This window comes from Fictibacillus norfolkensis (genome assembly GCF_014836645.1).
Taxonomy (GTDB): Bacteria; Bacillota; Bacilli; order Bacillales; family Fictibacillaceae; genus Fictibacillus; species Fictibacillus norfolkensis.
Map to the genome: position 1 here is coordinate 1 of NZ_JACSQM010000012.1, position 25642 is coordinate 25642.

The 25642-nt window shown below is 38.3% G+C and carries 30 protein-coding genes and 1 tRNA gene; 19 read left to right on the forward strand and 12 right to left on the reverse strand.

The genetic code is table 11. The annotated features are described in order from the left end of the window. Window positions 1-95 precede the first annotated feature (95 nt). On the reverse strand, window positions 96-1424 hold the full coding sequence (locus H9648_RS21025) for a glycosyltransferase family 2 protein (protein ID WP_191755235.1): 1329 nt from the start codon (window positions 1422-1424) through the stop codon (window positions 96-98). 442 nt (window positions 1425-1866) lie between these two features. Here H9648_RS21025 and sat point away from each other — a divergent pair, with 442 nt between their 5' ends. Then, a complete protein-coding gene (sat, locus tag H9648_RS18385; RefSeq protein WP_191755236.1) occupies window positions 1867-2997 on the forward strand; it encodes a sulfate adenylyltransferase in 1131 nt (376 codons plus the stop codon). Between the two features lie 21 nt (window positions 2998-3018). Then, complete coding sequence (gene cysC / locus H9648_RS18390) at window positions 3019-3624, forward strand: adenylyl-sulfate kinase (RefSeq protein WP_191755237.1); 606 nt, start codon at window positions 3019-3021, stop codon at window positions 3622-3624. A gap of 31 nt (window positions 3625-3655) precedes the next feature. On the opposite strand, the gene H9648_RS18395 is transcribed toward cysC, so the two are convergent. Together H9648_RS18395 and H9648_RS18400 are read right to left on the reverse strand one after the other, a co-directional pair. Next, window positions 3656-3808, reverse strand: a complete 153-nt coding sequence (locus tag H9648_RS18395; RefSeq protein ID WP_153238649.1) for a hypothetical protein — start codon at window positions 3806-3808, stop codon at window positions 3656-3658. A gap of 50 nt (window positions 3809-3858) precedes the next feature. Continuing rightward, on the reverse strand, window positions 3859-4833 hold the full coding sequence (locus H9648_RS18400) for a hypothetical protein (protein ID WP_191755238.1): 975 nt from the start codon (window positions 4831-4833) through the stop codon (window positions 3859-3861). 120 nt (window positions 4834-4953) lie between these two features. Here H9648_RS18400 and H9648_RS18405 point away from each other — a divergent pair, with 120 nt between their 5' ends. From H9648_RS18405 to H9648_RS18425, 5 genes are all read left to right on the forward strand, one after another. After that, on the forward strand, window positions 4954-6069 hold the full coding sequence (locus H9648_RS18405) for a BMQ_0737 family morphogenetic spore coat protein (protein ID WP_191755239.1): 1116 nt from the start codon (window positions 4954-4956) through the stop codon (window positions 6067-6069). Between the two features lie 134 nt (window positions 6070-6203). Then, on the forward strand, window positions 6204-7091 hold the full coding sequence (locus H9648_RS18410; protein WP_191755240.1) for a hypothetical protein: 888 nt from the start codon (window positions 6204-6206) through the stop codon (window positions 7089-7091). Window positions 7092-7154: 63 nt separating this feature from the next. Continuing rightward, window positions 7155-7484: a hypothetical protein gene (locus H9648_RS18415; RefSeq protein WP_191755241.1), complete on the forward strand. Its 330-nt coding sequence runs from the start codon at window positions 7155-7157 to the stop codon at window positions 7482-7484. Between the two features lie 131 nt (window positions 7485-7615). After that, the gene (locus H9648_RS18420) at window positions 7616-7843 is read left to right on the forward strand and encodes a hypothetical protein (RefSeq protein WP_191755242.1); all 228 of its coding nucleotides are present in this window, start codon (window positions 7616-7618) and stop codon (window positions 7841-7843) included. 45 nt (window positions 7844-7888) lie between these two features. After that, on the forward strand, window positions 7889-8803 hold the full coding sequence (locus H9648_RS18425) for an MBL fold metallo-hydrolase (RefSeq protein WP_191755243.1): 915 nt from the start codon (window positions 7889-7891) through the stop codon (window positions 8801-8803). Here the strand turns inward: H9648_RS18425 and H9648_RS18430 are convergent. The 4 genes from H9648_RS18430 to H9648_RS18445 form a co-directional block, all read right to left on the reverse strand. Then, window positions 8775-9470, reverse strand: a complete 696-nt coding sequence (locus H9648_RS18430; protein ID WP_191755244.1) for a YetF domain-containing protein — start codon at window positions 9468-9470, stop codon at window positions 8775-8777. The two genes, H9648_RS18425 and H9648_RS18430, sit on opposite strands and share 29 nt — an antisense overlap. A gap of 85 nt (window positions 9471-9555) precedes the next feature. Next, the gene (locus H9648_RS18435) at window positions 9556-9990 is read right to left on the reverse strand and encodes a GNAT family N-acetyltransferase (RefSeq protein ID WP_191755245.1); all 435 of its coding nucleotides are present in this window, start codon (window positions 9988-9990) and stop codon (window positions 9556-9558) included. 2 nt (window positions 9991-9992) lie between these two features. Continuing rightward, a complete protein-coding gene (locus tag H9648_RS18440; protein ID WP_191755246.1) occupies window positions 9993-10511 on the reverse strand; it encodes a YjcG family protein in 519 nt (172 codons plus the stop codon). Between the two features lie 62 nt (window positions 10512-10573). Beyond that, the gene (locus tag H9648_RS18445; RefSeq protein ID WP_225218989.1) at window positions 10574-11302 is read right to left on the reverse strand and encodes an alpha/beta hydrolase; all 729 of its coding nucleotides are present in this window, start codon (window positions 11300-11302) and stop codon (window positions 10574-10576) included. A 141-nt stretch (window positions 11303-11443) separates the two neighbouring features. On the opposite strand from H9648_RS18445, the gene H9648_RS18450 reads away from it, so the two are divergent. Both H9648_RS18450 and H9648_RS18455 read left to right on the forward strand, forming a co-directional pair. Next, entirely contained in the window at window positions 11444-12001 is a 558-nt protein-coding gene (locus H9648_RS18450) for a phosphatidylglycerophosphatase A family protein (protein ID WP_153238641.1), read from the forward strand. A gap of 150 nt (window positions 12002-12151) precedes the next feature. After that, a tRNA-Val gene (locus H9648_RS18455) sits at window positions 12152-12227 on the forward strand. Window positions 12228-12299: 72 nt separating this feature from the next. Here H9648_RS18455 and H9648_RS18460 read toward each other — a convergent pair. Further along, a complete protein-coding gene (locus tag H9648_RS18460; protein ID WP_191755247.1) occupies window positions 12300-13625 on the reverse strand; it encodes a short-chain fatty acid transporter in 1326 nt (441 codons plus the stop codon). 175 nt (window positions 13626-13800) lie between these two features. Between H9648_RS18460 and H9648_RS20810 the strand changes: the two genes are divergently transcribed. The 3 genes from H9648_RS20810 to H9648_RS18475 all read left to right on the forward strand — a co-directional run bounded on the left by H9648_RS20810 (window position 13801) and on the right by H9648_RS18475 (window position 16100). Next, on the forward strand, window positions 13801-14250 hold the full coding sequence (locus H9648_RS20810) for a CotD family spore coat protein (protein WP_225218990.1): 450 nt from the start codon (window positions 13801-13803) through the stop codon (window positions 14248-14250). Window positions 14251-14371: 121 nt separating this feature from the next. Next, a complete protein-coding gene (locus H9648_RS18470; protein ID WP_191755248.1) occupies window positions 14372-15118 on the forward strand; it encodes an SDR family NAD(P)-dependent oxidoreductase in 747 nt (248 codons plus the stop codon). A gap of 91 nt (window positions 15119-15209) precedes the next feature. Next, window positions 15210-16100 carry a cation diffusion facilitator family transporter gene (locus tag H9648_RS18475; protein ID WP_191755249.1) on the forward strand — a complete coding sequence of 297 codons (891 nt, stop codon included), beginning with the start codon at window positions 15210-15212 and terminating at the stop codon, window positions 16098-16100. Here the strand turns inward: H9648_RS18475 and H9648_RS18480 are convergent. Next, a complete protein-coding gene (locus H9648_RS18480; protein ID WP_191755250.1) occupies window positions 16092-16457 on the reverse strand; it encodes a VOC family protein in 366 nt (121 codons plus the stop codon). The genes H9648_RS18475 and H9648_RS18480 overlap by 9 nt on opposite strands. A 6-nt stretch (window positions 16458-16463) precedes the next feature. Continuing rightward, entirely contained in the window at window positions 16464-17195 is a 732-nt protein-coding gene (locus H9648_RS18485) for a sulfite exporter TauE/SafE family protein (protein WP_191755251.1), read from the reverse strand. Between the two features lie 123 nt (window positions 17196-17318). On the opposite strand from H9648_RS18485, the gene ccpC reads away from it, so the two are divergent. The 5 genes from ccpC (at window position 17319) to H9648_RS18510 (ending at window position 22075) form a co-directional block, all read left to right on the forward strand. Continuing rightward, on the forward strand, window positions 17319-18188 hold the full coding sequence (ccpC, locus tag H9648_RS18490) for a transcriptional regulator CcpC (RefSeq protein WP_191755252.1): 870 nt from the start codon (window positions 17319-17321) through the stop codon (window positions 18186-18188). A 69-nt stretch (window positions 18189-18257) separates the two neighbouring features. After that, window positions 18258-18974, forward strand: a complete 717-nt coding sequence (gene dapD, locus H9648_RS18495) for a 2,3,4,5-tetrahydropyridine-2,6-dicarboxylate N-acetyltransferase (RefSeq protein WP_191755253.1) — start codon at window positions 18258-18260, stop codon at window positions 18972-18974. A 24-nt stretch (window positions 18975-18998) separates the two neighbouring features. Continuing rightward, complete coding sequence (locus tag H9648_RS18500; protein WP_191755254.1) at window positions 18999-20123, forward strand: N-acetyldiaminopimelate deacetylase; 1125 nt, start codon at window positions 18999-19001, stop codon at window positions 20121-20123. A gap of 270 nt (window positions 20124-20393) precedes the next feature. Next, window positions 20394-20639, forward strand: coding sequence for a YkuS family protein (locus H9648_RS18505; RefSeq protein ID WP_137789798.1), 246 nt, complete (start codon window positions 20394-20396; stop codon window positions 20637-20639). A gap of 116 nt (window positions 20640-20755) precedes the next feature. Continuing rightward, window positions 20756-22075 (forward strand): hemolysin family protein, encoded by a 1320-nt coding sequence (locus H9648_RS18510; RefSeq protein ID WP_191755255.1) that lies wholly within the window; start codon window positions 20756-20758, stop codon window positions 22073-22075. A 7-nt stretch (window positions 22076-22082) separates the two neighbouring features. On the opposite strand, the gene H9648_RS18515 is transcribed toward H9648_RS18510, so the two are convergent. After that, window positions 22083-22286: a ChaB family protein gene (locus H9648_RS18515; RefSeq protein ID WP_137789796.1), complete on the reverse strand. Its 204-nt coding sequence runs from the start codon at window positions 22284-22286 to the stop codon at window positions 22083-22085. Window positions 22287-22540: 254 nt separating this feature from the next. Between H9648_RS18515 and H9648_RS18520 the strand changes: the two genes are divergently transcribed. Both H9648_RS18520 and H9648_RS18525 read left to right on the forward strand, forming a co-directional pair. Next, entirely contained in the window at window positions 22541-23083 is a 543-nt protein-coding gene (locus tag H9648_RS18520) for a peroxiredoxin (RefSeq protein ID WP_066393264.1), read from the forward strand. Between the two features lie 176 nt (window positions 23084-23259). Beyond that, window positions 23260-23925 carry a potassium channel family protein gene (locus tag H9648_RS18525; protein WP_137789795.1) on the forward strand — a complete coding sequence of 222 codons (666 nt, stop codon included), beginning with the start codon at window positions 23260-23262 and terminating at the stop codon, window positions 23923-23925. A gap of 45 nt (window positions 23926-23970) precedes the next feature. On the opposite strand, the gene rnjA is transcribed toward H9648_RS18525, so the two are convergent. Beyond that, complete coding sequence (gene rnjA, locus H9648_RS18530) at window positions 23971-25641, reverse strand: ribonuclease J1 (protein ID WP_191755256.1); 1671 nt, start codon at window positions 25639-25641, stop codon at window positions 23971-23973. Between the last annotated feature and the right edge of the window lies 1 nt (window position 25642).

Below are 25642 nucleotides of genomic sequence, written 5' to 3' on the forward strand. Positions count from 1 at the left end.
CCTAAAGAATATAGAGCTGAAGCCGCTTAGCTGGTTTTTATTATTTTCACTGTCTACTTGACAGGGTGCAGTTCATTTTCTAGGGACGCTTTTCTTTATTTCATTCGCTTATGGTACAGAGCCATATTCATCCAATGCATATGATCTGCTTTAGCATGCTGATTATAAAAGTGGGATTCAATTTGATCATCTAAAACGCCGCTTACATTTTTCTGCAGGGATCTAAGTCTATATAGAACTGCGTACGGTTGAGTGGTTTTGTTAAGAGCAACTTTTCCATATAGATTTCCTAGTATTATAGGTCCTGCAATCATTTTTCGTTGACGATCAAACCATACTTTATGATTGGTTAGTAACATTTCAATATTAGAAGGTAAAGTATCCATCTTTTGCACCATTAATTGCAAAGCCTGTGGATCTAGCCAATCCTCGCCAGTCATAAAAAGAACATAATCTCCGATGCAATATTCTAGGGCTATACCGATTGAATCGGATTTACCGCGGTGATTTAGCAATAATGGAACCATTCGGGAATCATGTGTAAGGTGTATCGAATCAGGAGTAAGGTCGGTTGATCCATCATCTATGACAACAAGCTGAAAATCGCTAAACGTTTGTTGAAGAATGCTGTTTAGGGCATGATTTATTGTTTTTACATGATTGTGTGCATAGAGGACAACACTTACTTTTGGCAATTTGCCTATTCTTTTTCGAACATCGATGCTGCTAGCCATGCTTTCCATCGTTAGCTGTTCAGGCGGTATATTCGTTGTAAGAGCAAACCTTCCATTGAACCGATATTCCATAATATATTCACGTAATAAAACAAACTCTCCATGCTGTAGCAACCTAATCCAAAAATCATGATCTTGCACGTTAGGAAAATCTGTCCTGTATCCTCCTGCTTTAGAAAATGCTTCATTCGTAAATAGAAATGAAGCGCCGATGAAACAATTTTGAAAAATCTCCTCTTTCTTTCTAGTCATAAAATGTTCTACATATTCATACCAAGCTTTTGTGTAAGTGATCGGTGTTCCATGTTGATCGATTCTTCTATAGAAAGAATAGACTAAAACGGTTTCTTTTGAAGCTTGATCCATCGTTTCGACTAAACGCTCTAAAAAATTTGGATCATATCTGTTGTCACTCGAGATCCATGTTAGATAAGGGCAATCTTGCAGAAGTTGAAAGCCCTCATTTAGAGTTGGAGAGATTCCGAGGTTAACTTTTCGATCGATAATCTGATGGGCGATTGTCAATTGTTTACTAGCCTCTTTTATTGCCGCAACCGTTTCTTCGTTAGGCCCATCGAGTACGATTACAAGTTTATAATCACGAAATGTTTGTTTCTCCATTGATTGTATACATTCAAAAATATACTCCCTTTCTTGATGGTATACAGGGAGTACTACGCCTACTTTCACTAAAGTTCCTCCTTAGTTCAATTGCTCTATGATTGATATTGTCATAGTGCGATACTAGCATTCTATTCGTCTATCCATGATTCGGACTGGTTATTTTGGTAAATAAATTATTTTCTAATATGACTTCTAATAAAGTAATACATGCTGTTTAAAAACCCAATAGCTTAAACGTAGTTGCTTTCCGTTATTGGATACCCGCTCTCTGCATTGTGCGGTGTTTTACTATTGTTTTGCATCTATTAGAGGTCTCACCTGTCTCGTCCGTCTTGTAGAAGTCTAGTACCTTACACTCCAATCAAATTAACAAGGAAGGACAAGAATTAAGGATCTAAATGATAAAATCCATTTGTAGTGTAATTAGTTTACTCACAGAACTTGTCTAACCTTCATACACTAGTAATGATTAGCAAGAGCTAATCGACTAATAGTTGAGGTGAAATCGATGCTCCTTCTTCCTCATGGTGGAAGTTTAATCAATCGACAGTTTTCTAACTTCGATTACAATGAAAACCAAATTAAAATTGAATTAGATCCAATCAGTTTATCTGATTTAGAATGTCTTTCTAACGGTGCATTTAGTCCTCTTGATTCTTTTATGAACAAAGCTGACTACGAAGGTGTTGTACACAATATGAGGCTATCTAGCGGACTTCCTTGGAGTGTACCTATAACGTTACCTGTTACTGATGAAAAGGCCAGACAATTAATAAAGCACCAAGAAGCTTTACTAATTTATGAGAATAAAATTTATGGAAAAATTGAAATCACGGATATTTATAAACCTGACAAACTTATAGAAGTAAGGAAGGTCTATCGTACGGTTGATCAAACCCATCCAGGGGTCCAGAATGTAATGAATAGAGGAAGCTGGTACGTAGGCGGACGAGTTACGCTGGTAAACAAACCGCCAAGAAAAGTTGGTTCTCCCTATTATTTAGATCCACAAGAGACGAGGGAACAATTTACTAAGAGCGGCTGGGAAAAAATCGTTGGGTTTCAAACAAGAAATCCCATTCATCGTGCACACGAATATCTCCAAAAAACTGCTCTAGAACAGATGGACGGGCTCTTATTGCATCCTTTAGTTGGTGAGACGAAACAAGATGACATACCTGCTGAAGTTAGAATGGAATCTTATGAAACACTTCTTCAGCATTATTATCCAAAGAATCGCGTTTTGTTAAGTGCCTTTCCTGGATCAATGAGATATGCGGGTCCTCGTGAAGCGATCTTTCACTCCATCATAAGAAAAAATTATGGATGCAGCCACATTATAATAGGAAGAGATCATGCCGGAGTCGGAGGTTTTTATGGTCCTTATGATGCGCAGCATATTTTTGCAGAGTTTGAAAAGGATGAGATAGGAATAACCCCTATATTCTTCGAGAATAGTTTTTATTGTACGAAATGTGGAACAATGGCCACGATTAAAACATGTCCTCATGACGAAAAAGACAGACTTACTTTTTCAGGAACAAGAGTAAGAGAAATGCTTAAAAATAACGAGCCGATACCAACAGATTTTAGCCGCAGTGAAGTCATTTCAATATTACGCGATTATTATGCTAAATAAAATGATAAGGAGGCTAACGAATTGACTCAAGAAGATAAAAATATAACATGGCAACAGCATAATGTGACGAAGGAAATGAGACAGAAACTTCATGGTCACAAGAGCTTTGTACTTTGGTTTACAGGATTATCTGGTTCTGGAAAATCAACGATAGCTTCTGAAGTTGAGAATATGTTATACAAAAGGCAGCACAGTACCATGTTGCTTGACGGTGATAATGTTAGACACGGATTAAATCGAGATCTAACTTTCTCAAAAGAAGCAAGAACGGAGAACATCAGAAGAATTGGAGAAGTAACCAAGTTATTTGTGGAAGGCGGATCGATTGTTTTAGTTGCAGCTATTTCTCCTATTGCTGCAGATCGAGATGCAGTCAGAAGTTTGTTTTCTGATGGAGAATTTGTAGAGGTCTATATAGATTGCAGTATTAGAGAATGTGAAAAAAGAGATCCAAAGGGACTCTATAAAAAAGTAAGAGAAGGATTGATTACTAACTTTACAGGTATCTCTGATCCGTATGAAGCACCAGTTTCTCCTGAAATTATTGTAAAAACCGATTTTCTTGAGGTAAAAGAAAGTGCTGAACAAATCATGAATTATTTGGTGACAAATCAATATATTTCATAATGAAAAAGCTGCACCCTTAGGTGGCAGCTTTTTAGTTAGATTTATTAGGTTTCCACGTTACTTTTCCGCATGAACTGCAGCCCTTCTTTACAGGAGGATTAATTAAAGATTGATTCTTTCCTGCGTTGTTCAATTTCTTTGTTTTGATTTCAGCATAAAGCTTCTGTAGATCTTCTTTATTCACTTATGATCTCTCCTCATGATTGGATATCTTTGAACAATAGCATTATATTCTCAATCTGAGGACGGGGTGTTCTTATTCGGTTGAAATGGACGAATGACTGATGTTTTCTTTGCATCAGAAGTATTCTTATTAAATGGTTGAATGGTTTTTTCAGTGGGGCTGTTTGATTTAAAAGGACTGATCGGACTTGCGTTTCTTGATAAAACCTTACTTTGCTCATAAGATTTTGGAATCTGGTTGGTGATGAGCGAACCCGCAGATGAAAAGGGTCGAATCTGCGGAACAGTGGCCTTTGGTGCATCTAATCGTTTATTAACAGGCTCCTGTTCGGTTGCCTCATAAAAAAGATCTTCCCTCTTGTTTTGTACAGGAGAAGAAGTTGGTGGCTTCTGTTTCGTTTCTACATTTGGACTTTCTTCAATACCGTCTACTAATGGGATTTGAGCGGCTGCAAAATAAGGATTAATAGGCTTTAAGATTTTGTTCGCACAAGAAAAGAAAGTTGATTCTGAAACGGAAGAAAGAGATTCAAAAGAAACACGTAAAAAGGTTTGAATGACTAAATAACTGATCCACTCTACAACTTTCTCTTCATAAGAAGGCTGGACGGCTAAGAAGAGAGGTCCATCTTTTCTTTTTAAGGTAATCCCCTTGTGAATGCCCGCTTGAACGGGAAGCCTGAATGTGGGTGAAGGGTTCAAATAATACAATTGTTTTTCAGGTGTATTCAGCGCGAGTGGCATAGGATGACCGCTATGAAAATCTACGTAGAAACGATGATCGCATTTAACGTGATCATCTGTCGTAATTCTAATTCCTGTATGACTTAAGTGCTGATTGAGTTCTTTTACTTTCTTTTGTGATAGCCCCTGGATACCAATGATAAATGTAGAAAGAGCTCCTGAAATGGTTTCTCCGTCATCAGAGATCTGCAATCCCCAATAAGGCAATAAAAGACATAAAGCCTCATATTCTATGGATGATAACTCACACACTTTCTGATCTTGATACCAGATTGGTCTCATGATAGCTTCCTCCTTAACGCTTATCTATAAAAATAGGCTTTCGTTCTTGTGTCATAACCCACTCTATTTCCATAGTATGTATGGAATCTTCAGATCATGATGAGGAAAGGAAGGGAAACAATGGGAAATAATCATAAACACTTGCAGGATGAGTGTATCCGCGTTCAGAAAGTTTACGACTGGGTGACTGATACACTAAACGTAAGAAAGACCGTTTCTTTTACTCCTGAACAAATTAAAGCCATAGAAGAAGCATTGGATGATCCTTCACGCCGTCCGTTAAGATTGGTTACGAAGGTACCTAAAACTCCTCCAGCATTCCCACTAACAGGTGAAACAAATGAAGCAGCATGCCCTGAATTATATCTATGCGAGCAAGTTGGAGATAAGAGAGATGTTACAGTAGCACTTAACGGAGGTTTTGCTGAAGCACAACTTGTAGAGCTACTCTTTACAACAGATATCAAAGTTCAAGTTGTCGACCGTAACGGTGCAATCGTTGTAGAAAAGTTGGTTAATGCATCAGTATTCGAATCTTTCGTCTTGTGTTATCCAGATGGAACAGACTTATACTGCCGAATTACTAAAATCTTTGCTCGCATCCCAACAGGGACTGTATTGTTGAATAGTCCATCACCAACTTCATTCGTTGTAGACATTACATTCTGTGTGGATATCCAAGTTGAAGCAGAAGTTAAACTAGAGGTATTGGCGAAGTTCTGCTCGCCTCGTGAAAATGACCTAAATGCAGAGGAAAGCGAGGGAGAAATGTGTCCAGAGGTAGTGTTTCCACAACAATGCCCGGACATATATCCCAGGCCAGGCTGCCTGTGTAGATCACGAGGAAGTGCCAGCGGATTAACGAGTGAAGAGGATGGAGCTACAGAAACTGGAAGAGTATCAGTATCTGTTGATATCTGTCCGAACTATAATCTATCAGGAAGTAGATTTCATTTCAGTCTAAACGATACAGGATATACAGCATCTGAATTTACCCAGGATACACTTTGTTGTGATGATTATAACAGTGGATTAAGATTAACTGTTTCAGGAAGAGGCGCGATGGATGCTTCTGGAGAACAGTATAAGTTTAACCTGGCTATCGTTGAGACAGAAGATGGAAACCAATTTGAGGTAGAACTTATTGACAGAGCAGGAAATAAAGTATTTAGTACAGGTGTTGTAAAAGCAGATTCTGGAGAAATTTCTATAGAAAATTGCCTTCAACATCAATAATCAATGGATCTGAAGAACAGAAAGACCTCAGGCGATTGCCTGCAGGTCTTTCTTGTTTATGAAAAAAAAGTGAACGAATAATTGTCGCTTACATACAATAGGGAAAGAGCCTAATTATGCAAGGGGGAAGATGCATGGGGACGAAGGATAAATTAAGTTATGAGCGGCTCGTTTCTAGGGTGGACTATTACAAAGATAAAGCACTTGATCTTGAAAAAAAGCTTGTCTTTGCTGAAGAGACTATTGAACGACTCGAGAATGAGACGAACAATGATCGATCCCTTAAAATAATTGAAGAGAATGAAAAAGAACTTCAACAACTGAGAAAACAAGTCGAAGAACTCACGAGAAAATTAAAACGGCTAGAAGAACATGAGATGGAGAAAAGGATGCAGGATTATGAGGAGTTACTAAAAAGCATACAAGAAGAAATGAACGATAAAGACCAACAGATCGATCTGTATCAACAGCGCATTAAAAGTATGGAAAAGCGGATCAACATTAACCGCACATCTGAACCGGTATTTGAAGAGCTTGATACGGAAAATAACTCAGAACCTCAGAAAAAAGAAGGTTTTAACAGTGCGTGCTATTTTGATTATTCGGTAATTTTCACAAAAGATAAGAAGGGATTTATTAGAGGCTCATTCTTTATCGAAAACACTGGAACAGAGACGATGGAAAATCCTTATATTTGTTTCAGGTTCCAACCAGCTGAAGCGTGCGCATTAAAAGGAAAAATCATATCGTTGATTGCGTCACCCTCACAGGAAGAGATGACCCAGTCTATTTGGATGTATATGGATAATGAGTGGGCAGAAAAAGCAAAAGAACGGGGAGAGATGTGGATCTGTCCACTACGTGAAACCAAGTTTAAAAGTGGTGACAAACTCTCTTTGGATGATTTCCAAATTCCTTTTAAGAGTGGTATCGATAAAAATATTACGGTAGAAGCGTTTGTTTATTTTAATAAACAAAACTATCGAACAAAAGCAGTTAATCATATAGCTATTAACTTTTAGTGAGACAGCCTATAACCAACTCGTCAGACTTGCATATGATGTACTATACGAGGAGGTTGTAACATGGAAGATTGTTATTATTGTAAAAGGAAGAAGAAGCATAAAAAACATAAGAAGGTTTATGCTGATAAAGTAATCATTAAAGCAGATAAAGTTATTATTCATGAAAAGAAGGTAGAGTGCGAATCAAGCTCTAGCAAATGGGAGTCTAGTCATAAACATGAGTCTAGCCACAAACATGAGTCATCTTCTAAACATGAATCTAGTCATAAACATGAATCTAGCTCAAAGCATGAATCTTCTTCAAAACATGAATCTTCTTCTAGCTCAAGCTCAAGTTCCAGCTCAAGCTCAAGCTCAAGCAACGGCTGCCACTATGATCCTTGGGTTTAAGCAATCTAAATGTTTCTTTAGAGTACTCTCAACAGAGTGCTCTTTTTTTTTTTAGTATTACACTTAAAAAACATAGATTTAGAAGGATTAGGGTAAGAATTATAGAAGTAATGATAAAGGAGAGGATATCGATGGGCTATATCTTGCCGTACCTACCAATTCAGCAGTTGCAATATGCTAGTCGGATGGAGAAAGCTGAAAGAGGATTACCTGTTGTTACTAGTGTTCCTCCGATCCAAAATGAAGACTTACGTTCATTTCAGAATAAGAAGAGATTGACATTTGAAGAAAAGTGTTCTTTTGATCAGATCTTAAGTGAGATGGAAGGCAAAGGGAATATAATTAACGAAACCATATGATGGTTTCTTTTTTTGTTCATAACACAATGACTTGGGGTGTTTAAAGTGGAATTTATTGAACTTTCGACTGATTGTTATTACTTCAAGAGTGCCGTTAACATAGGGTATATCGTAAATAATGATAAAAGCAAAGGTATGTTAATAGATGCTGGTCTTGATTCATCAGCAGCTAAAAAAGTGATAAAGCATCTTCATAATGAAAAGCTTCCATTAACCCATCTATTCATTACTCATGCTCACGCGGACCACTTTGGAGGTGCATCCTATTTACAGCAAAAGGTTAATGTACATACAATCGCCCCTCTACTAGAGGAAGCAATCATGAGGAATCCTGTACTTGAACCGATCTATTTATCTCATGGAAATTTTCCTTTAAATGAAATGCGCAATAAATTTTTAGAAGCACCCGCTATACGTGTTGATGAAATATGTTCAGAAGGAAATGTAGAAGAATTTCCAGAAGTTCAAATTATTCATCTCCCAGGTCATAGTTATAATCAACATGGCATCTTATTCCGCGGCATTTTATATGCTGCCGATGCGTTTTTAGGAAAAGATGTAATCCGAAAGCATAAAATCCCCTTTATTGTTGATGCTGGTGAAAACATAGCAACTTTAAAGAAGCTTAAGATGATGGATGTGGAAGGGATGATCCCTGGTCATGGTAAGTATGAAACTGAGTATAAGGATGTTATTCAAGAAAACATCCTCATATATGAAACAATTACTTTAGAAGTACAGAATGTGGTCAACCATTCAGGTAACTCTGGAATATCATTAGAGGATATGGTGGCGGCAATGTTAATGAAATACGAAGTTGAACCAGCAAACCTAGGGGCATATTCTTTGTTTCGAACGGCCATCGCTGCTCATGTTATATATTTGCTAGAGAATGGAAGCGCAGGATATCAGATCATAAAAGGACGGCCGGTCATTTTTTCGGCTTCGTACATGGCATGATTAACAGTTTATCGTCTGAGAATTCTGCATACACAATTTCTTTTATATCCGAATAACCTTGTTTGTGAATTTGTTCTAATAGTTTATTTTTTGAGAGTCCAGCTGTTGAGAGGTTATCATGGTTTAATTCACCGTCTAATATAAGTGTAACAGGCAATTCCGGCTGCTCCTGACTTTGCAGGTTCAAATCTTGTCTGTTTGGAGGGCCGTATTGATATTTAGGCAATATGCTTAAAGATCCATTAGATTCTAATATGGCATATTCAACTTCTCTTAAACCGAAAAACCCTTTTTGTCTAACTAAGTTTTGAAGCTGGTTGATATCGAGCTTGCTCTTTTTGAGCATATCACGATCGATCAGTCCGTTACGAATGACGATAGTGGGGGCGCCTTCCAGAAATTTTCGCGTACCTTTAAATTTCTGAGATATAATTTCAACTACATAAACCATGGAGCCCCAGATTAGAATGGCATACAAGATAACAAATATAGAAGTCTCATCATCATACATAGCATTACCGACTAATTCACCCAAGAAAATAGACGAAATAAAATCAAAGGGTGTTATCTGAGAAATCTGCGTTTTTCCTAATACTTTTGTTAACAAAAAGAGAGCGATAAACCCTACGATTAATTCGGTTGTCAATTGTCCAACATGAATGTCCATCAACCTTAGTCTCCTCAACTTACGTTTTATTGTACAGTTTTGACGAGATTAGACCGTAATAAACAAAAAAGCATTGAAATCGCCATTACGACGATTTCAATGCTTTTTTCATAGCAACATGCGGAATGTTAGCATCAAGAAATGGTTCTTTAGAGGTTGTGAGATACCCCAGTTTTTTATAAAAGTCTTCTGCTTGTGTTTGTGCATATAATATAAGGCTAGGTAAAGAACGTTTGATGGCTGCTGTTTCCATAGCGTTCATCAATTCTTCTCCTAGTCCTTTTTTTCGATGAGAAGACAATATACAGACGCGTTCTACTTTTCCTTCTCCATTGACTTCACGTAGTCTAGCGGCACCAACCGGCTTGTCTTCAGCGTAAAGAACAAAATGCAAGGAGTCATCTTCATTGTTGTCAATTTCTTCGTTTTCATCAATCTGCTGTTCGCGAACAAAAACATCTCTTCTTACAGCTAAGGCATCTTGAAATCCTTGCTCGCTCGTTGTAAACGTCTTAATCAATATTATTGTACTCCTTTTCCAAGACGAAATGTTTCATAGACCGTCCAAGAACCGTTATCAAGTTGATAGAGAAGCTGAAAACGATCGATTCGTTCTTCGTGTTCAATATCTATCATACGCAAACGTTCTAATACGTCTGAATGTTCTTCATCAGACAGCTTTTGTCCAAGTGTTAAATGCGGTACAAAATTGTACGGCTGTTGGTGTTCAAGCGGACCAGTATATAACTGCTCATGAAGTGATTTTATTTCATCTGCTTCATTAACTTTTAAAAAGATTACATTGTTCACAGGATGGAATGATCCTACTTTATTAATCATGATAGAAAACGGATCTATATTTTTTGCAACAGAAGAAATATAAGAGATCTGTTCTTGAATTTCTTCCTCGGTTGCCTCATAAGGTTCCTTAAGTGTGATATGAGGTGCGATAAGGGCATAATGCGGATCATAACGCTTTCGGTAGGAATTCACTTTATCTTGTAGATTTTTTGATGGAAAAATTGCAATACCGTATTTCATATTTCTTCCTCCCTCATCTTTTGAACTAGTATACCAAATATTCTATTTATTTCCCACAGTTACTAATCGCTGTAAAGAAACCTTAACGCGGGAACTAAGTCTTTCTGCCAATTTACCCAGAGATGATTTCCTTGAAACTCAGCGTACTCATAATCGAGAGCCAAATTGTTCAAAAGCTTACTCAGCTGTCGGTTGGGTGTTAAAAAATCTTTGGTTATTCCTTCAGGATTTGTAAATTTTTCTTCTTCATCACCTATTGAGTGATAGATGGTCAACGTTTGCATTTGTTCTATGGATTCAACGGTATCGATAAGGCTCTCAGGAACGTAAGGAGACTGTACGATTACTTTACCGAACGTATTCGGATACAGAATACTCAGCTTAAAAGCTATGTAACCACCTAAGGAATCACCAATTAACCCCATGCCTGCACCAAGTTGGAGCGTGTTAAACTTCTCATTAAGGTAAGAGGTAAGTTCGAATGCCATGAATCGAATGTAATTTTCGTGCTTTTTTCCTGTTGGGTCATATTTGGCTTTTCGATCTTCGATTCCTTTATGATTTACACCAACAATGATACAGCTTTGTAAATTTTCTTCTTCCATTAGTCGATCGGCGGTTTTCGCCAGCTTTCCTAACTGAAAGTAGTCTCTGCCATCTTGTGCGATTAAAATAGGGTATTTAACGAGTGGAGTAAACTTAGAAGGCAGATAGATGAGCAATTCAATCTCCTCATCCAAGTAGTTGCTGTATATTTTATCATCTGTAATAGAACCTTTAAGAATGGCCATAAAAAGTACCTCCTATGCTGACTGTCCTTTAAATTATAAGCGTTTTCATTCAACTCGTTTTATTGTATCACATAATGATATAATGAAAGAATCAATTCGTTTTGCCATAAGAGATCGAACATTAAGAAGAGGTGAAGTCTGTTGAATAATAGAGTGCACAGTCGAGAAGTTGAAGCAGCAGCTAGAAGGCTGTTGAATGAAAGAGGCGTCACAATTCCTGAAATCGCTGAAATCGTATATGAGATGCAGATCCCATTCTCACCTGGCTTAACGAAAGAAGAGTGTATCGAGAGCGTTGACGCTGTTCTTATGAAGCGTGAGATTCAGCATGCTATTCTAGTCGGTGTAGAACTTGATATACTTGCCGAACAAAGAAAATTATCTGAACCTCTACAAAGTATCGTTGAACAAGATGAAGGATTGTTTGGGGTAGATGAAACAATCGCACTAGGTGCTGTTTTCGGATATGGCTCTATAGCTGTTACAACATTTGGTCATCTAGACAAATTTAAAATGGGTATTATTCAAAAATTAGATACAAAGATAGCGAATGGTAAAGTGCATACATTCTTGGATGATTTAGTTGCAAGTATTGCAGCTAACGCATCGAGTCGACTCGCACACAGACTTCGAGATAAACAAGAGCGCCTTGATACAGAAGAGATAAAAATGCGAGATGAGGAAGAGAAGATCGGATAACAAAATAAAAAGAAGACACCTTCGATCATCGGAGGTGTCTTTTTTGATCCGTAATTTAAAGAATAAAAAATTTTTTTAAGTAACCGAAATTTAAGTGTTGTCAATACTCCTAAAAAGGATATATAATAACTTTTGTTAGATGAAGACATTGATTCGATAGCTCAGCTGGGAGAGCGCTACCTTGACAGGGTAGAGGTCGGGGGTTCGAACCCCTCTCGAGTCACCATACATAATAAGTTAACCTCCTTTGTGATAAGGAGGTTTTTTTGTACAGTGTTTAACTACATACATTAAAGTGTTACAGCAGCAAAAACACTCCAGAGATAAAGACACCTGTAATGATCATCATAACAAGGCCGTAACCCATGATGTCTTTTGCTTTTAATCCTGCAATGGCTAAAGCGGGAAGCGCATAGAATGGTTGGATCATGTTTGTCCATGCATCACCCCAAGCTACAGCCATAGCCGTTCTTGATAAAGAAACGCCTAAGTTTTGTGCCGCTTCTAACATAACGGGTCCTTGTACCGCCCATTGTCCACCGCCAGACGGAACAAAAAAGTTAACGAGACCTGCACTCCATAAAGTAAATAAATGAAAAGTATGTTCGTTCGAAAAAGAAATAAGCATATTGGACAGAACGGCCACTAATCCAGATGAAGTAACAATACCCATTAATCCGGCATAAAAAGGAAACTGTATAATAATTCCGCTCGCATTTTTCACAGCATCCGTAACCGCTTTCAAAAATAACCGAGGTGTTTTATGTAAGATGATACCGATGAATAGGAATAAAAAGTTTACGATATCCAGATTTAAGCTAAATCCATTTTTAGTGAAATAATAGACGAGGTATGAGATTCCTAAAAGTCCGATGAGTATTGATAATATCTGACTATTTTCAAGTCGATCAGCAGGAGTTTGAAGTGTTTCTTCTTTACTTGGTGCTTCTAAAGAATCCTTTTCCTCTAATAATGATGGATCGATGATAAACGCTTTTTCAATTGGAGGAACCATTAATCTGTTAATGAGCGGTACCATTATGAATAAGCCAGCTAGGATAATTAAGTTGAACGATGAAAAGATTGTCTCACTCGTTGGAACAACTCCCATAATATCCTCGGTAAAATGTCCCGGTGTAGCGATCGTTAAGACAACAGAGCCCGATAGACCTCCACTCCAAATGATAAAGCCACTATAAGCACTAGCGATCAATAACCGATAGTCCACGCCCTTTACTTTTAGCGCGATCTCTTTTGCGAATAGAGCACCTATTATAAGACCGAAGCCCCAATTGATCCAGCATGCGACGAGCGCGACTAACGTTACGAGTATGATAGCTTGTCCTGGTGTTTTTGGAATTTTTGCTAAAGAACCTAATAGTTTCTTAAATAACGGGGAGCTTGCCATAACGTGACCAGTCACTAATATTAATACCATCTGCATAGAAAAGGTTAATAAACTCCAAAAACCTGTACCCCAATAATTGATGATTTGTACAGGGGTGCTGTCTGTCGCAAATAGAGCTAAGCCACATACGAAGAATGTCAGCAAGATGACCAACAAAAAGGGATCGGGCATGTACCTTTGCATGAATCTGTTTGAAAACGAAATTAATAGTTTCAACTTTGTTCTTCCTCTCCTCTTTAATGTTATTTAAATAGTATGTATTTCAAGTACAGTTCGATTTTTTTCTACAAAATCCTTTTAATACTTATTGATAAATGGACGAACTTTTTAAGTCGTCCTACATAAAATATAGAGAAATAGGATATAAGGTTTTTGAAAGGAGAACATTTTTTTGGCTTTATTTAAACGCCCTGGCATTTTTGCCAAAAAGGGAATGGTTCCTAACATGGGTGCAATGGGACCTACAATGGGAGCAATGGGACAGATGGGTCCTACAATGGGAGCTATGGCACAGATGCCTCAGATGGGTGGATGTGGATACCCAGCAGTATCACCGTCTCAATACTATCCTCCACAAGTTATGCCTGCACAGTTTAGTCCTACGAATCAACAAGTTCAATATAACCAGCAAGATGTATATGTTCCGATGATTCATCCAACTCAAACGACTCAAGTCAATCAGATGAACTATAAATATGTACATTACTTTCCGCAGAACACGAACGTCGTAAACCAAGCAACGCAGCAAAACCTTTGTGGAACGGTCCAACCAATCATGGCACCTTGTCCCCCGCCATGCCCTCCTCCATGTGGTCCATGTGGTCCTTGGAGAAAGAAGTAATAGTGAAGCTGTCGACAGTGTCGGCAGCTTTTCTATTCTATTTTTGTATGAATTTGTGTGAAATTAATACGGTATGGGGAATGAATAGATTAGTACACATAAAATTCTGGAGGTTATGAAGATGAGTCGTGATACAAAAGTTGTAATCGTTACAGGAGCAGCAAAAGGGATAGGTAAACAAATCGCAATTGATTTTGCCAAAGCAGGTTATATTCCTTCATTAATAGATTTTGATAAAAATGAACTTGAATCAACTTTGTCTGAGGTTACATCGATTCAAAAGGATGCAATCGCGATAACATGTGACGTTAAGAATCCCGATGAAATCATTCAAGCAGTAGCAGAAACACATGATAAATTAGGTGACATTCAATGTTTGATCAACAATGCTGGTCTCTCGAAATGGAAATCCCCCTATGAATTATCTGTAGATGAATGGGATGATATTTTAAACACAAACTTAAGAAGTGTATTTCTTTTTTCAAGAGAAACAGCCAAGTACATGTCTCAATCAGGTGGAGGATCCATTATCAATATGGCCTCCACTCGTGCGGTAATGTCTGAGCCTCATTCCGAAGCATATGCCGCAACTAAGGGCGGAATCGTTGCTTTAACTCACGCGTTGGCTGCATCGTTTTCTGAAGATTTTATTACTGTAAACTCCATTAGTCCTGGTTGGATACATACAGGAGATTATAAGGAGCTGCGTGAAGTTGATCACGATCAGCATCTCTCGAAAAGAGTGGGTATGCCAGCTGATATTTCAAGGGCATGCTTATTCTTAGCGCAGTCTGACAATAATTTTATTACCGGGGAAAATATTACGATCGATGGCGGGATGACTAGAAAAATGATCTATGAACATTAATGTTTCCTATAGGGAAAAAGATTGCTCTAGACCCACCCGGAATCCATTCTTTATGATGTAAAAGGTATTATTTAACGAAGGAGAATAGAGAATGCAATCTGATCAGCAAAAAAGAGTGGAACGCGGTGTTTATCTTAGTCTAGGAGCATATATTTTTCTATCAATTGTTAAACTTGTGTCAGGTATTTTCTATAATTCCGATGCATTAGTTGCTGACGGATTAAACAATGCAACTGACATAATCGCTTCTATCGCAGTATTAATAGGATTGAAAATTTCAAGGAAGCCAGCAGATGAGGATCATCCTTATGGACACTTGCGTGCAGAAACGATTGCATCGATGGTTGCTTCCTTTATTATGGTAGTTATCGGTATAGAAGTATTGATATCTTCTATTAAAAAGATGTTTAACGGAGTGGAAACGGAGCCTTCGCTGACTGCAGCCTTGATCGCACTGTTTGGTGCAGCAGTGATGATCACCGTTTATTTGTATAATATTAAGGTAGCAAAAGAAACAGACAGCCAAGGGCTAAAAGCAGCCGCTCTTGATAACCGTTCAGACGCTTTCGTTAGTATAGGAGCAGCAGTCGGAATCTTTGGTGCACAGATCGGCTTACCGTGGCTAGATCCTGCCGCAGCAGTTCTTGTTGGTCTAATCATCATTAAAACTGGTTGGGAGATTTTCACTGAAACCTCCCATAACCTTTCAGATGGTTTTGATTATGAAGAAGGCAAGGAAATGGAACACAAGATTTTAGATGTTGAAGGTGTAGAGAATGTGGGAGACCTGAAAGCTCGTAAACACGGTAATCGAGCGATTATCGATGTAACGATTAAAGTTGATCCTTCCCTTAATGTAGTTGAAAGCCACGAAATCACAGAAAAGATAGAAGACACGATCAAAGAAGCTTATAATGTCGAGAGTATACAAGTTCACGTTGAACCAGAGGACGGAAAGAACAAAGATAACCCATTAAAGTGAAGAGGACTGAATGAATTCTATCCGATTTCCGAATGGATCTCTTATCGTAAAGCGATAAAATCCAGGAATAGGGAGTTCTTCTTGTATCTGTAATTGGTGAAGAGTTAAATGTTTCTTGAAGCTTAAGAGGTCATCAACTAAAAATGCGGGATGGTGTTTACCTTTGTAAACCTGATCTTCCACTCCGATGTGTAGTTGTTGCTGACCGAATTGGAACCACATCCCACCATTTTTTCGAAGAGCCTCTGGTTTTGGAATTTCTTCAAGTTGCAGGATTCCTTCATAAAAAGCTCGTGCTTCATCTTCCTTTTCTCGTGGAATACATATTTGGACATGATGGATGCCTGTTATTTTCATGGTTTATTACCTCCATTGAATAATTAATTGAAGAATAAGCAGAACAGTTACAGTCCTCATAAGGATTGTAACTTGTTTTGTTTTTAAGCGAGGTGCAAGCTTTACAGCAACTTGTGCTCCACAGATGCTTCCGATCGTAAGCGGTATCGCTACGTTCCACATATAATGACCAGCCCACAAGTAAGTGAATACAGCTCCCGTGCAGCTTAAGAACGTATTAAATCTTGTAAATGAAACGGTGCGAATATATGTAAAGCCGTTTCGTAAAAAAAGCTGCATCTGTAAGGTTCCCTGACCTGGACCAAATAAGCCATCGTAAGCTCCGATACCAAAAAGATAGGGATATTTACTTACAGGCAGCTGTTTGATCTCATCATTAGGGTCTGTTTCTCTTTTTGTTTTTAGAAAGGTTAAGAAGAGTGCACCTGTGAGTAAGAAAAGAGCGATGATGGTTAAATTTTCTCTAGAGATTGAGGAAGCAGTCAAGCCGCCTGCAATTCCCCCTAGTAGACTGATGACACCTGAAATGAGGTAAGGGGTAAGCTTCGTATCATTTTTTCGTAAGAGAACAAAAAAGCTGGAAAAAGAACTGAACATGTTGGCAAATTTATTCGCTGCGATCGCAGAGTGAACGGGAACACCTAGTAATAACATGATCGGAAAATTAATCATGCCCCCACTTCCAGAAAGGGTGCCGATAAAAGTAGCGATAAAGCCCACGAATATGAGAATATACAATGAATTCACATCCCTTCATTTTCTCTTTACATATCTATCCTATGTTAAGGTATACTTAAAATAAATTACATATATTAGATAATTTTCAATAAGAAAAACTTATGAATGCTAAAAGGAGAAATAATGCAGTTATCTGAATTTCGTATATTAAAAGTTCTTGCTGAAGAATTAAATATGAGAAAAGCATCTGAGCGTTTATATGTATCTCAACCCGCTCTCAGTCAGAGGCTTCAAACGATTGAGAACAATTGGGGAACCATTATTTTTATTCGTTCTCAAAAGGGATTGAATTTAACACCAGCTGGAGAAAAGATTCTAGCTTTTGTTACGGAAGTTCTTCAAAAAGAGGAGCTTGTAAAAGAAGAACTTCAATCTCTCTCAGAGCATGTTCACGGCACATTAAAGCTTGCGGTAGCCTCTATCATAGGTCAATATTGGTTGCCTCATGTGCTAAAAGAGTATGTGAATCTATACCCTCATGTAAATATTTCACTAATAACGGGTTGGAGTTCGGAGATCATTAAACACCTTTATGAAGATAAGATCCACCTTGGAATTGTTAGAGGAAACCCAGAGTGGAGAGGCAGCAAAGAACATATTTTGTCAGACCACTTATATTTAGTCGATACGACGATCTCATCCATTGATGAGCTTTCTGATACGACGAAACCATTTATTCAGTTTAGGAGTCACTCAACCTATTATCAAGAAATACAAGATTGGTGGCATACTCATTTTAAAACAACGCCACAAAAAACAATCGTTGTTGACCAGATTGAAACGTGTAAACAGATGGCCCTAAATGGAATTGGTTATGCGATTCTCCCATCGATCAGTCTTCGGCCAGAGGACGATATCTATAAGATCTCATTAACAGATAAAAAGGGCAATGCCATTAAACGAGATACTTGGCTCATCCATCACGGCACAGGATCCGAGCTCAAACAAGTAAATGTATTTATGGATTTGATTCGAAAACTAACGAATGAATAAGGTTTGAATCTTTCTATATTTAGTGGTTTAATACAATACAGAATGATTTTTAAGGAGGAACTACCAAACATGAAAATGATGGATGCAAACGAAATTATCTCATTTATCCAAAACGCAACAAAATCTACACCAGTAAAAGTTTATGTAAAAGGAAATCTTGAAAATATCGATTTTGGACAAGAAACGAAAGTGTTCCCTTCAGGCAACACAGCTGTACTATTCGGCGAGTGGAAAGATATTGAAGCTGCTCTAAAAGCAAATGAAAGCAGCATTGAAGACTTCGTGATCGAGAATGACCGCCGCAACTCAGCGATTCCATTGTTAGATATGAAAAACATCAAAGCTCGTATTGAACCGGGTGCAATCATTCGTGACCAGGTTGAGATCGGTGACAATGCCGTAATCATGATGGGTGCTTCTATAAACATCGGAGCTGTAATTGGCGAAGGTACGATGATCGACATGAACGTCGTTCTAGGTGGACGAGCTACAGTAGGTAAGAACTGCCACATCGGTGCAGGAACTGTACTCGCAGGTGTTATTGAACCACCTTCTGCAAAACCAGTGGTTGTAGAAGATGATGTAGTCATTGGAGCGAACGCAGTTGTTCTTGAAGGTGTTACAGTAGGTAAAGGTGCTGTCGTAGCTGCAGGTGCCATTGTGATCGAAGACGTAGAACCATACACAGTAGTTGGTGGAACTCCTGCTCGTGTACTAAAGAAAATCGATGAAAAAACAAAATCAAAAACAGAAATTAGACAAGAGCTTCGTCAGTTAAACGACTAATTTTAGCGTAGGGGATGAGAGAAGATGAAATCGTTGCTTGAGATAAGAAAAGACTTGCACCGTATACCGGAGCTAGGATTTTTAGAGTTTAAAACTCAGAGTTATATCCTTGATCTCATCTCTACTTTTCCTCAGAATCATCTTGAAGTTTACACGTGGGAAACGGGTATATATGTAAAAGTGATCGGAAGAAATCCCTCAAAAACGATCGCTTATCGAACAGATATGGATGGACTGCCTATTGTTGAAGAAACTGGTTATGAATTTTCTTCCCTTCATGAAGGAATGATGCATGCCTGTGGACACGATATTCATATGACGATTGCGATCGGTTTATTGTCTCATTTTGCACAGAACCCGATAGATGACCATCTGTTATTTATTTTTCAGCCTGCAGAAGAAGGACCAGGGGGAGCCCTCCCGATGAGAGAGAGTGAGCTGTTTAAACAGCTGCAACCTGACATGATCACAGCGCTTCACATCGCACCGGAATATCCGGTCGGTACGATTGCTGTAAAGGAAGGATTATTATTTGCGAATACATCTGAATTGTTTATCGATCTGATCGGAAAAGGCGGTCATGCTGCTTATCCGCACTTAAGCAACGATATGGTAGTTGCCGCAAGCCATCTGGTTACACAGATGCAATCGATCGTTTCACGTAATATTGATCCACTGGATTCTGCAGTTGTTACGATCGGCAAGATAACGGGTGGAACCAAACAAAATATTATCGCTGAAAAAGCAAGGCTAGAAGGCACGATTCGAACTTTGTCTCCAGAAGCGATGGATAAGGTTAAAAAGAGAATTGAAGCCCTAGTTGAAGGTATTTCAGGCAGTTTTGAATGCGAGACCGCGATTGATTATGGTTCAAACTACCGTCAAGTAGATAATGAACCGATCTTAACTAGAGAATTCATGAAATTTGCTAAGCAGCAAGGAACTGTGAATGTTATTGAATGCAAAGAAGCTATGACAGGTGAAGACTATGGATACTTTTTAGAAAAAATCCCTGGTTTCATGTTCTGGCTTGGGGTTGATACCCAATATGGTCTTCATCATTCTAAGTTAAAGCCGCATGAAGAAGCGATTCAGCATGCGGTAGATCTATTAATTCAATATTTCCTCTTTAAAGGGAGTAGAATGTAGGAAAACGGCCACTTCGGCCGTTTTTTGTTTGTGCATTTCCCGGGTGTAAGACACTTAAGCACGCTTAATCCACGAAATTCACCCTACTCTCCACGAATTTTAACCGTCAATCCACAAGTTTCGGTGCTCCATCCAAAAGTTTTTATGATTTATCTGCTAATCGACACATAACGCCATATATCGACATGCGTGCTTAGAGCAACACTTCATTCTGCCTTACATATTCCCAATATGAGTTGGAAACATTAAGAAAAGTAAGGAGGTGGGAATATGGCTAGAATTGGTGTAGAACAATCGTTATCGAATGTATCAGATGCTTTGCGATCAAAGGGATATGATGTAGTAGAACTTCGTCAAGAACAAGACGCGAACGGCTGTGATTGCTGTGTAATTTCCGGACAGGATCAGAACGTTATGGGCATTCAAAATGCAGCAACACAAGGTTCTGTGTTAAATGCTCATGGCATGTCAGCTGATGAAGTATGTCAGGCTGTTGAAAGCAGATTACAATCATAACACTCCTGGGGACAGCCATGCTGCCCCTTTATTTCTGTTTAACGCACGTTTTAACAGGGAATTAATTGACCAATCACAAAAATATATGTTGTTTAGCAGCAGATGGGGAGGTCCATATGCCAATCGTAAATGTAATCATGATTATTTTACTTATTGTATTAACCGCATTTTTTGTAGTCACTGAATTTGCCATCGTAAAAGTACGAAGAACTCGAATTGACCATTTAGCTTCAGAGGGTAATAGTAAAGCGATCGCTGCACAAAAAGTTATCGGAAATCTTGACGGTTATTTGTCAGCCTGTCAGTTAGGAATAACGATTACAGCATTAGGACTTGGGTGGTTGGGTGAACCGACTGTTGAAATCTTTTTAAGACCCTTATTTGAAAACGCTGGTTTGACTGAAGGCCTCACGCACACGCTCTCGTTTTCAATCGCCTTTTTCTTAATTACATTCTTACACGTGGTACTAGGTGAATTGGCACCGAAAACAGTTGCGATTCAAAAAGCTGAGATGGTCTCGTTAGCTACAGCAAAACCAATTATCCTGTTTTATAAGGTTATGTATCCTTTTATTTTCTTGCTAAATGGATCAGCGAATCTTTTGACACGGATGTTTGGCATTAGTCCAGCTAGTGAACATGAAGTAGTACATACAGAAGAAGAGTTGCGTCTTATTCTTTCTGAAAGTTTACAGGGTGGAGAGATCAATCAATCAGAATACCGTTATGTGAACAGAATTTTTGAATTTGATGACCGTGTAGCGAAAGAAATCATGATTCCTCGAACAGAGATGGTCTGTTTATTTCTAGAAAATACGTGTGAACAGAACATGGCGATCATGCGTGAAGAAAAGTTTACGAGATATCCTGTTGGGCATGATGATAAAGATCATATTGTAGGGATTGTAAACATTAAAGAATTCTTTAACGAAAATTTCAGCAAAGAAAATTTTGACTTAAATGACTATATTCGTCCCATTATTACCGTCCATGAATCTATACCGATTCAAAAACTGCTAGTCAAAATGCAAAAAGATCAGACACATATGGCGGTGCTCGTAGACGAGTACGGAGGAACTGCAGGAATTGTTACGGTTGAAGACATCTTAGAAGAAATCGTTGGGGAGATCAGAGATGAATTTGATATCGATGAAGAACCCGAAATTCAACAAATCGATCAAAATCAAACGGTAGTGGACGGTAAAGTGCTCATCTCACAGATCAATGAATTATTTGCACTCGATATTGATAACAGTGAAATCGATACTATTGGTGGGTGGGTCCTAACCAGGTCTGTTGATTTAGAAACAAACCATTCGTTTAATTACGAAAGTTATCGATTTACGATTTTAGAGCTGGATGGCAGACAGATTAAAAAAATTGGAATTGAAAAGATATCAGAAGAAAAGAATGCTGATACTAGTAAAGACTCCTGAACATTGTTCAGGAGTCTTTACTTTTCCATTGCCCATTTTCTGTTTTTTCATATTTATGTTTTACTGCGCTCCATGCTACCTTATGAGCTGTCTCTTCTTCTTTGTATTCTTCAAGTGCAGAATTGAATGCTTCCTTATATATTTCCTGACCGTGATGAGGAAGGTGATCTCTTACTCCCTCAGGCAGATCTTTAAGTGAATCATACGGCATATGAATCCCTCCTAATTAAAATAAAGAGTTCCCTTGAAATCCTCAATATAAACTCTTTATTGAGAATGAATAGAATCTGAAATGAGCGGATAATTTCACATTTTTAGTTTAAGTTGCTATGATTAAGGAGAAGTTAAGACGTGGGAACAACTTTCCTTATTTAAATTAATTATTATTTAACATTGACTAAAAATAAGGACTGTACTATAATTACCCATGTAAATAAAACAGTTTTTTTGGAGGGATTTTCACCTATGGCAGAACGTATGGTAGCAAAACAAGCACCTAGATTTGAAATGGATGCAGTATTACCTAACAAAGAATTTGGAAAAGTTAGCTTAGAAGAAAACATGAAGAATGACAAGTGGACTGTTCTTTTCTTCTATCCTATGGACTTCACTTTCGTTTGTCCTACAGAAATCACATCACTTAGCGACCGTTTTGACGAGTTCGAAGATTTAGATGCTGATGTAATTGGTGTTTCTACAGATACAATCCACACTCACAAAGCTTGGATCAACACGCCACGTGACATGAATGGTCTAGGTGAGTTAAAATATTCTCTAGCAGCTGATACTAACCACACTGTAGCTCGTGATTACGGTGTACTAATCGAAGAAGAAGGTATTGCTCTTCGCGGTTTATTCATCATCTCTCCAGAGGGTGAATTAATGTACTCTGTTGTTAACCATAACAACATTGGCCGTGATGTTGATGAAACATTACGTGTACTTCAAGCACTTCAAACAGGTGGACTTTGCCCAGCAAACTGGAAGCCTGGTCAAAAGACTCTTTAATCGTTAAATAGCGTACATTTCATAACCCAAGACGTTGTTCTTGGGTTATTTTTGTAATTAATAATGAAAACGCGAACATATTCTGTGAATTTTACATAAGAGGTATTAGTTAGAGATTGATTTTCAAATAATGTGGTAAAATAAGGCTATACCGCGAGAGATTGGAGTGATGGACTTTGAAAAAGCAATATGCTGTAATCGGACTAGGTCGTTTCGGCGGTAGTATGTGTAAAGCATTGGCCGATCAAGGAATGGAAGTCTTAGCGATTGATATCGATGAAGATCGAGTAAACGAGTTTTCCAACGTTGTTACACACGCTGTAATTGCCGATTCTACAGATGAAGGTGTATTGAAAAGTCTTGGGATCAGAAACTTTCAGCATGTTGTGGTGGCGATTGGTGACAACCTGCAATCGTCTATTCTTACAACACTGATTCTAAAAGAGATGGGTGTAGAAAAGATCACGGTTAAAGCTCAAAATGATTATCATGAAAAGGTATTAAGAAAGATCGGAGCAGATAAAATCATTCATCCAGAGCGTGATATGGGTGTTAGGATCGCTCATCAAATCGTCTCGAACAACGTTCTTGATTATTTAGAACTATCCGATGAACATAGCATTGTTGAATTGGTCGCAACCAAAAAGATGAACAATAAGTCTTTGATCGAGTTAGATATAAGGGCTAAATATGGTTGTAACGTTGTGGCTGTCAAACGAGGAAAAGACATATTCGTTTCCCCACAGGCTGACCAGAACATTCATCAAGGAGATGTATTGATCGTAATCGGTGGAGATAAAGACATCAATCGCTTAGAAAAACAAATGGCAAATGAAGAATAAAAAAAACCGTTACCCTTGAAACAGGGAACGGTTTTTATTATGAAACTAAATCTCCATGATGATAGGAAGAATCATTGGGCGTCTCTTCGTTTTTTCATATAAGAAAGGTGACAATGTATCTGTGATTTCATTCTTGATCTCAGACCATTGTGTGGTTCTTTTTTCGTTCATGATCGTTTCTAGATGTTTGCTTAGAAGACTTTGAGCATCGTGAATCAAGTCTCCAGACTCACGCATATAAACAAACCCTCTTGAAATAATATCAGGTCCTGCTTCAATTCTAAACTCTTTCATGTCCATACTAACGACTACGACTACGAGACCTTCCTCTGAAAGAATTTTACGATCTCGAAGAACGATGTTTCCGATATCACCAATTCCACTTCCATCGACATAGACAGAACCGGAAGGAATCTTTCCTGCTACCATCGCCTCGTTATGAGAAAGAGCTAATACTTCGCCATTATCCATTACAAATGAATTCTGAGAAGGAACATCACAATCAGAAGCAAGTTTCGTGTGCATCTTAAGCATTCGATATTCACCATGAATCGGCATAAAGAACTTAGGCTTCATAAGACGTAACATAAGCTTTTGTTCTTGCTGCCCACCATGACCCGATGTATGGATATCATTTAATGATCCATGAATCACTTCTGCACCTGCACGGAACAACTGGTTGATCGTCTTACTTACACTTAATGCATTTCCTGGAATAGGTGAGGATGAGAAGACAACTGTATCTCCAGGAATGATTTGAATCTGTCTATGTGTTCCGTTAGCGATTCTTGAGAGAGCTGCCATTGGTTCACCTTGGCTACCTGTACATAGAATAGTAACTTGGTTATCAGGCAGACGATTGATCTGATTTGCATCAACAAACGTATTTTTAGGTGCTTTAATAAAACCAAGCTCTTGTCCAACGGTAATGGCAGAATCCATACTACGGCCAAACACAGCAATTTTTCTATTGTTTGCAACAGAAGCTTCAACCACTTGCTGCAATCTATGAATGTTTGAAGCAAATGTAGCGAAGATCACTCGGCCTTCCATTTTTCTGAAGATGTCTTGAATGCTTTCTCCGACACGTCTCTCTGAAAGTGTAAACCCAGGAACCTCACTGTTTGTGGAATCAGAAAGTAAGCAGAGTACACCTTCTTTTCCGATCTCTGCCATCTTTGTTAAGTTCGCAGGTTCACCAACAGGCGTGAAGTCAAATTTAAAGTCACCAGTATGAACGATGTTTCCTGGTGGCGTTTTCACTACAAGTCCATAAGAATCTGGAATACTGTGAGTAGTTCTAAAGAAACTTACAGATGTTTTACGGAATTTGATCACATCGTCCTCAGTAATTTCATGTAACTGTGCCCTACGCAGCAAACCGTGTTCGTCTAGTTTGTTCTTGATCAGAGCAAGCGCGAGTTTACCACCATAGATAGGGATGTTCACTTGTCTTAAAAGATAAGGAATACCGCCAATATGATCTTCGTGTCCATGTGTGATAAATAACCCTTTGATCTTTTCTTCGTTCTTAACAAGATACGTGTAATCTGGTATTACGTAATCAATTCCTAAAAGTTCATCTTCTGGAAATTTAATTCCTGCATCAATAAGGATGATCTCATCTTGAAATTGAACGGCATACGTATTTTTACCGATTTCTCCTAGACCGCCAAGTGCGAAAACGGCGGCTTGATGATTTTTTACAAATTTCATA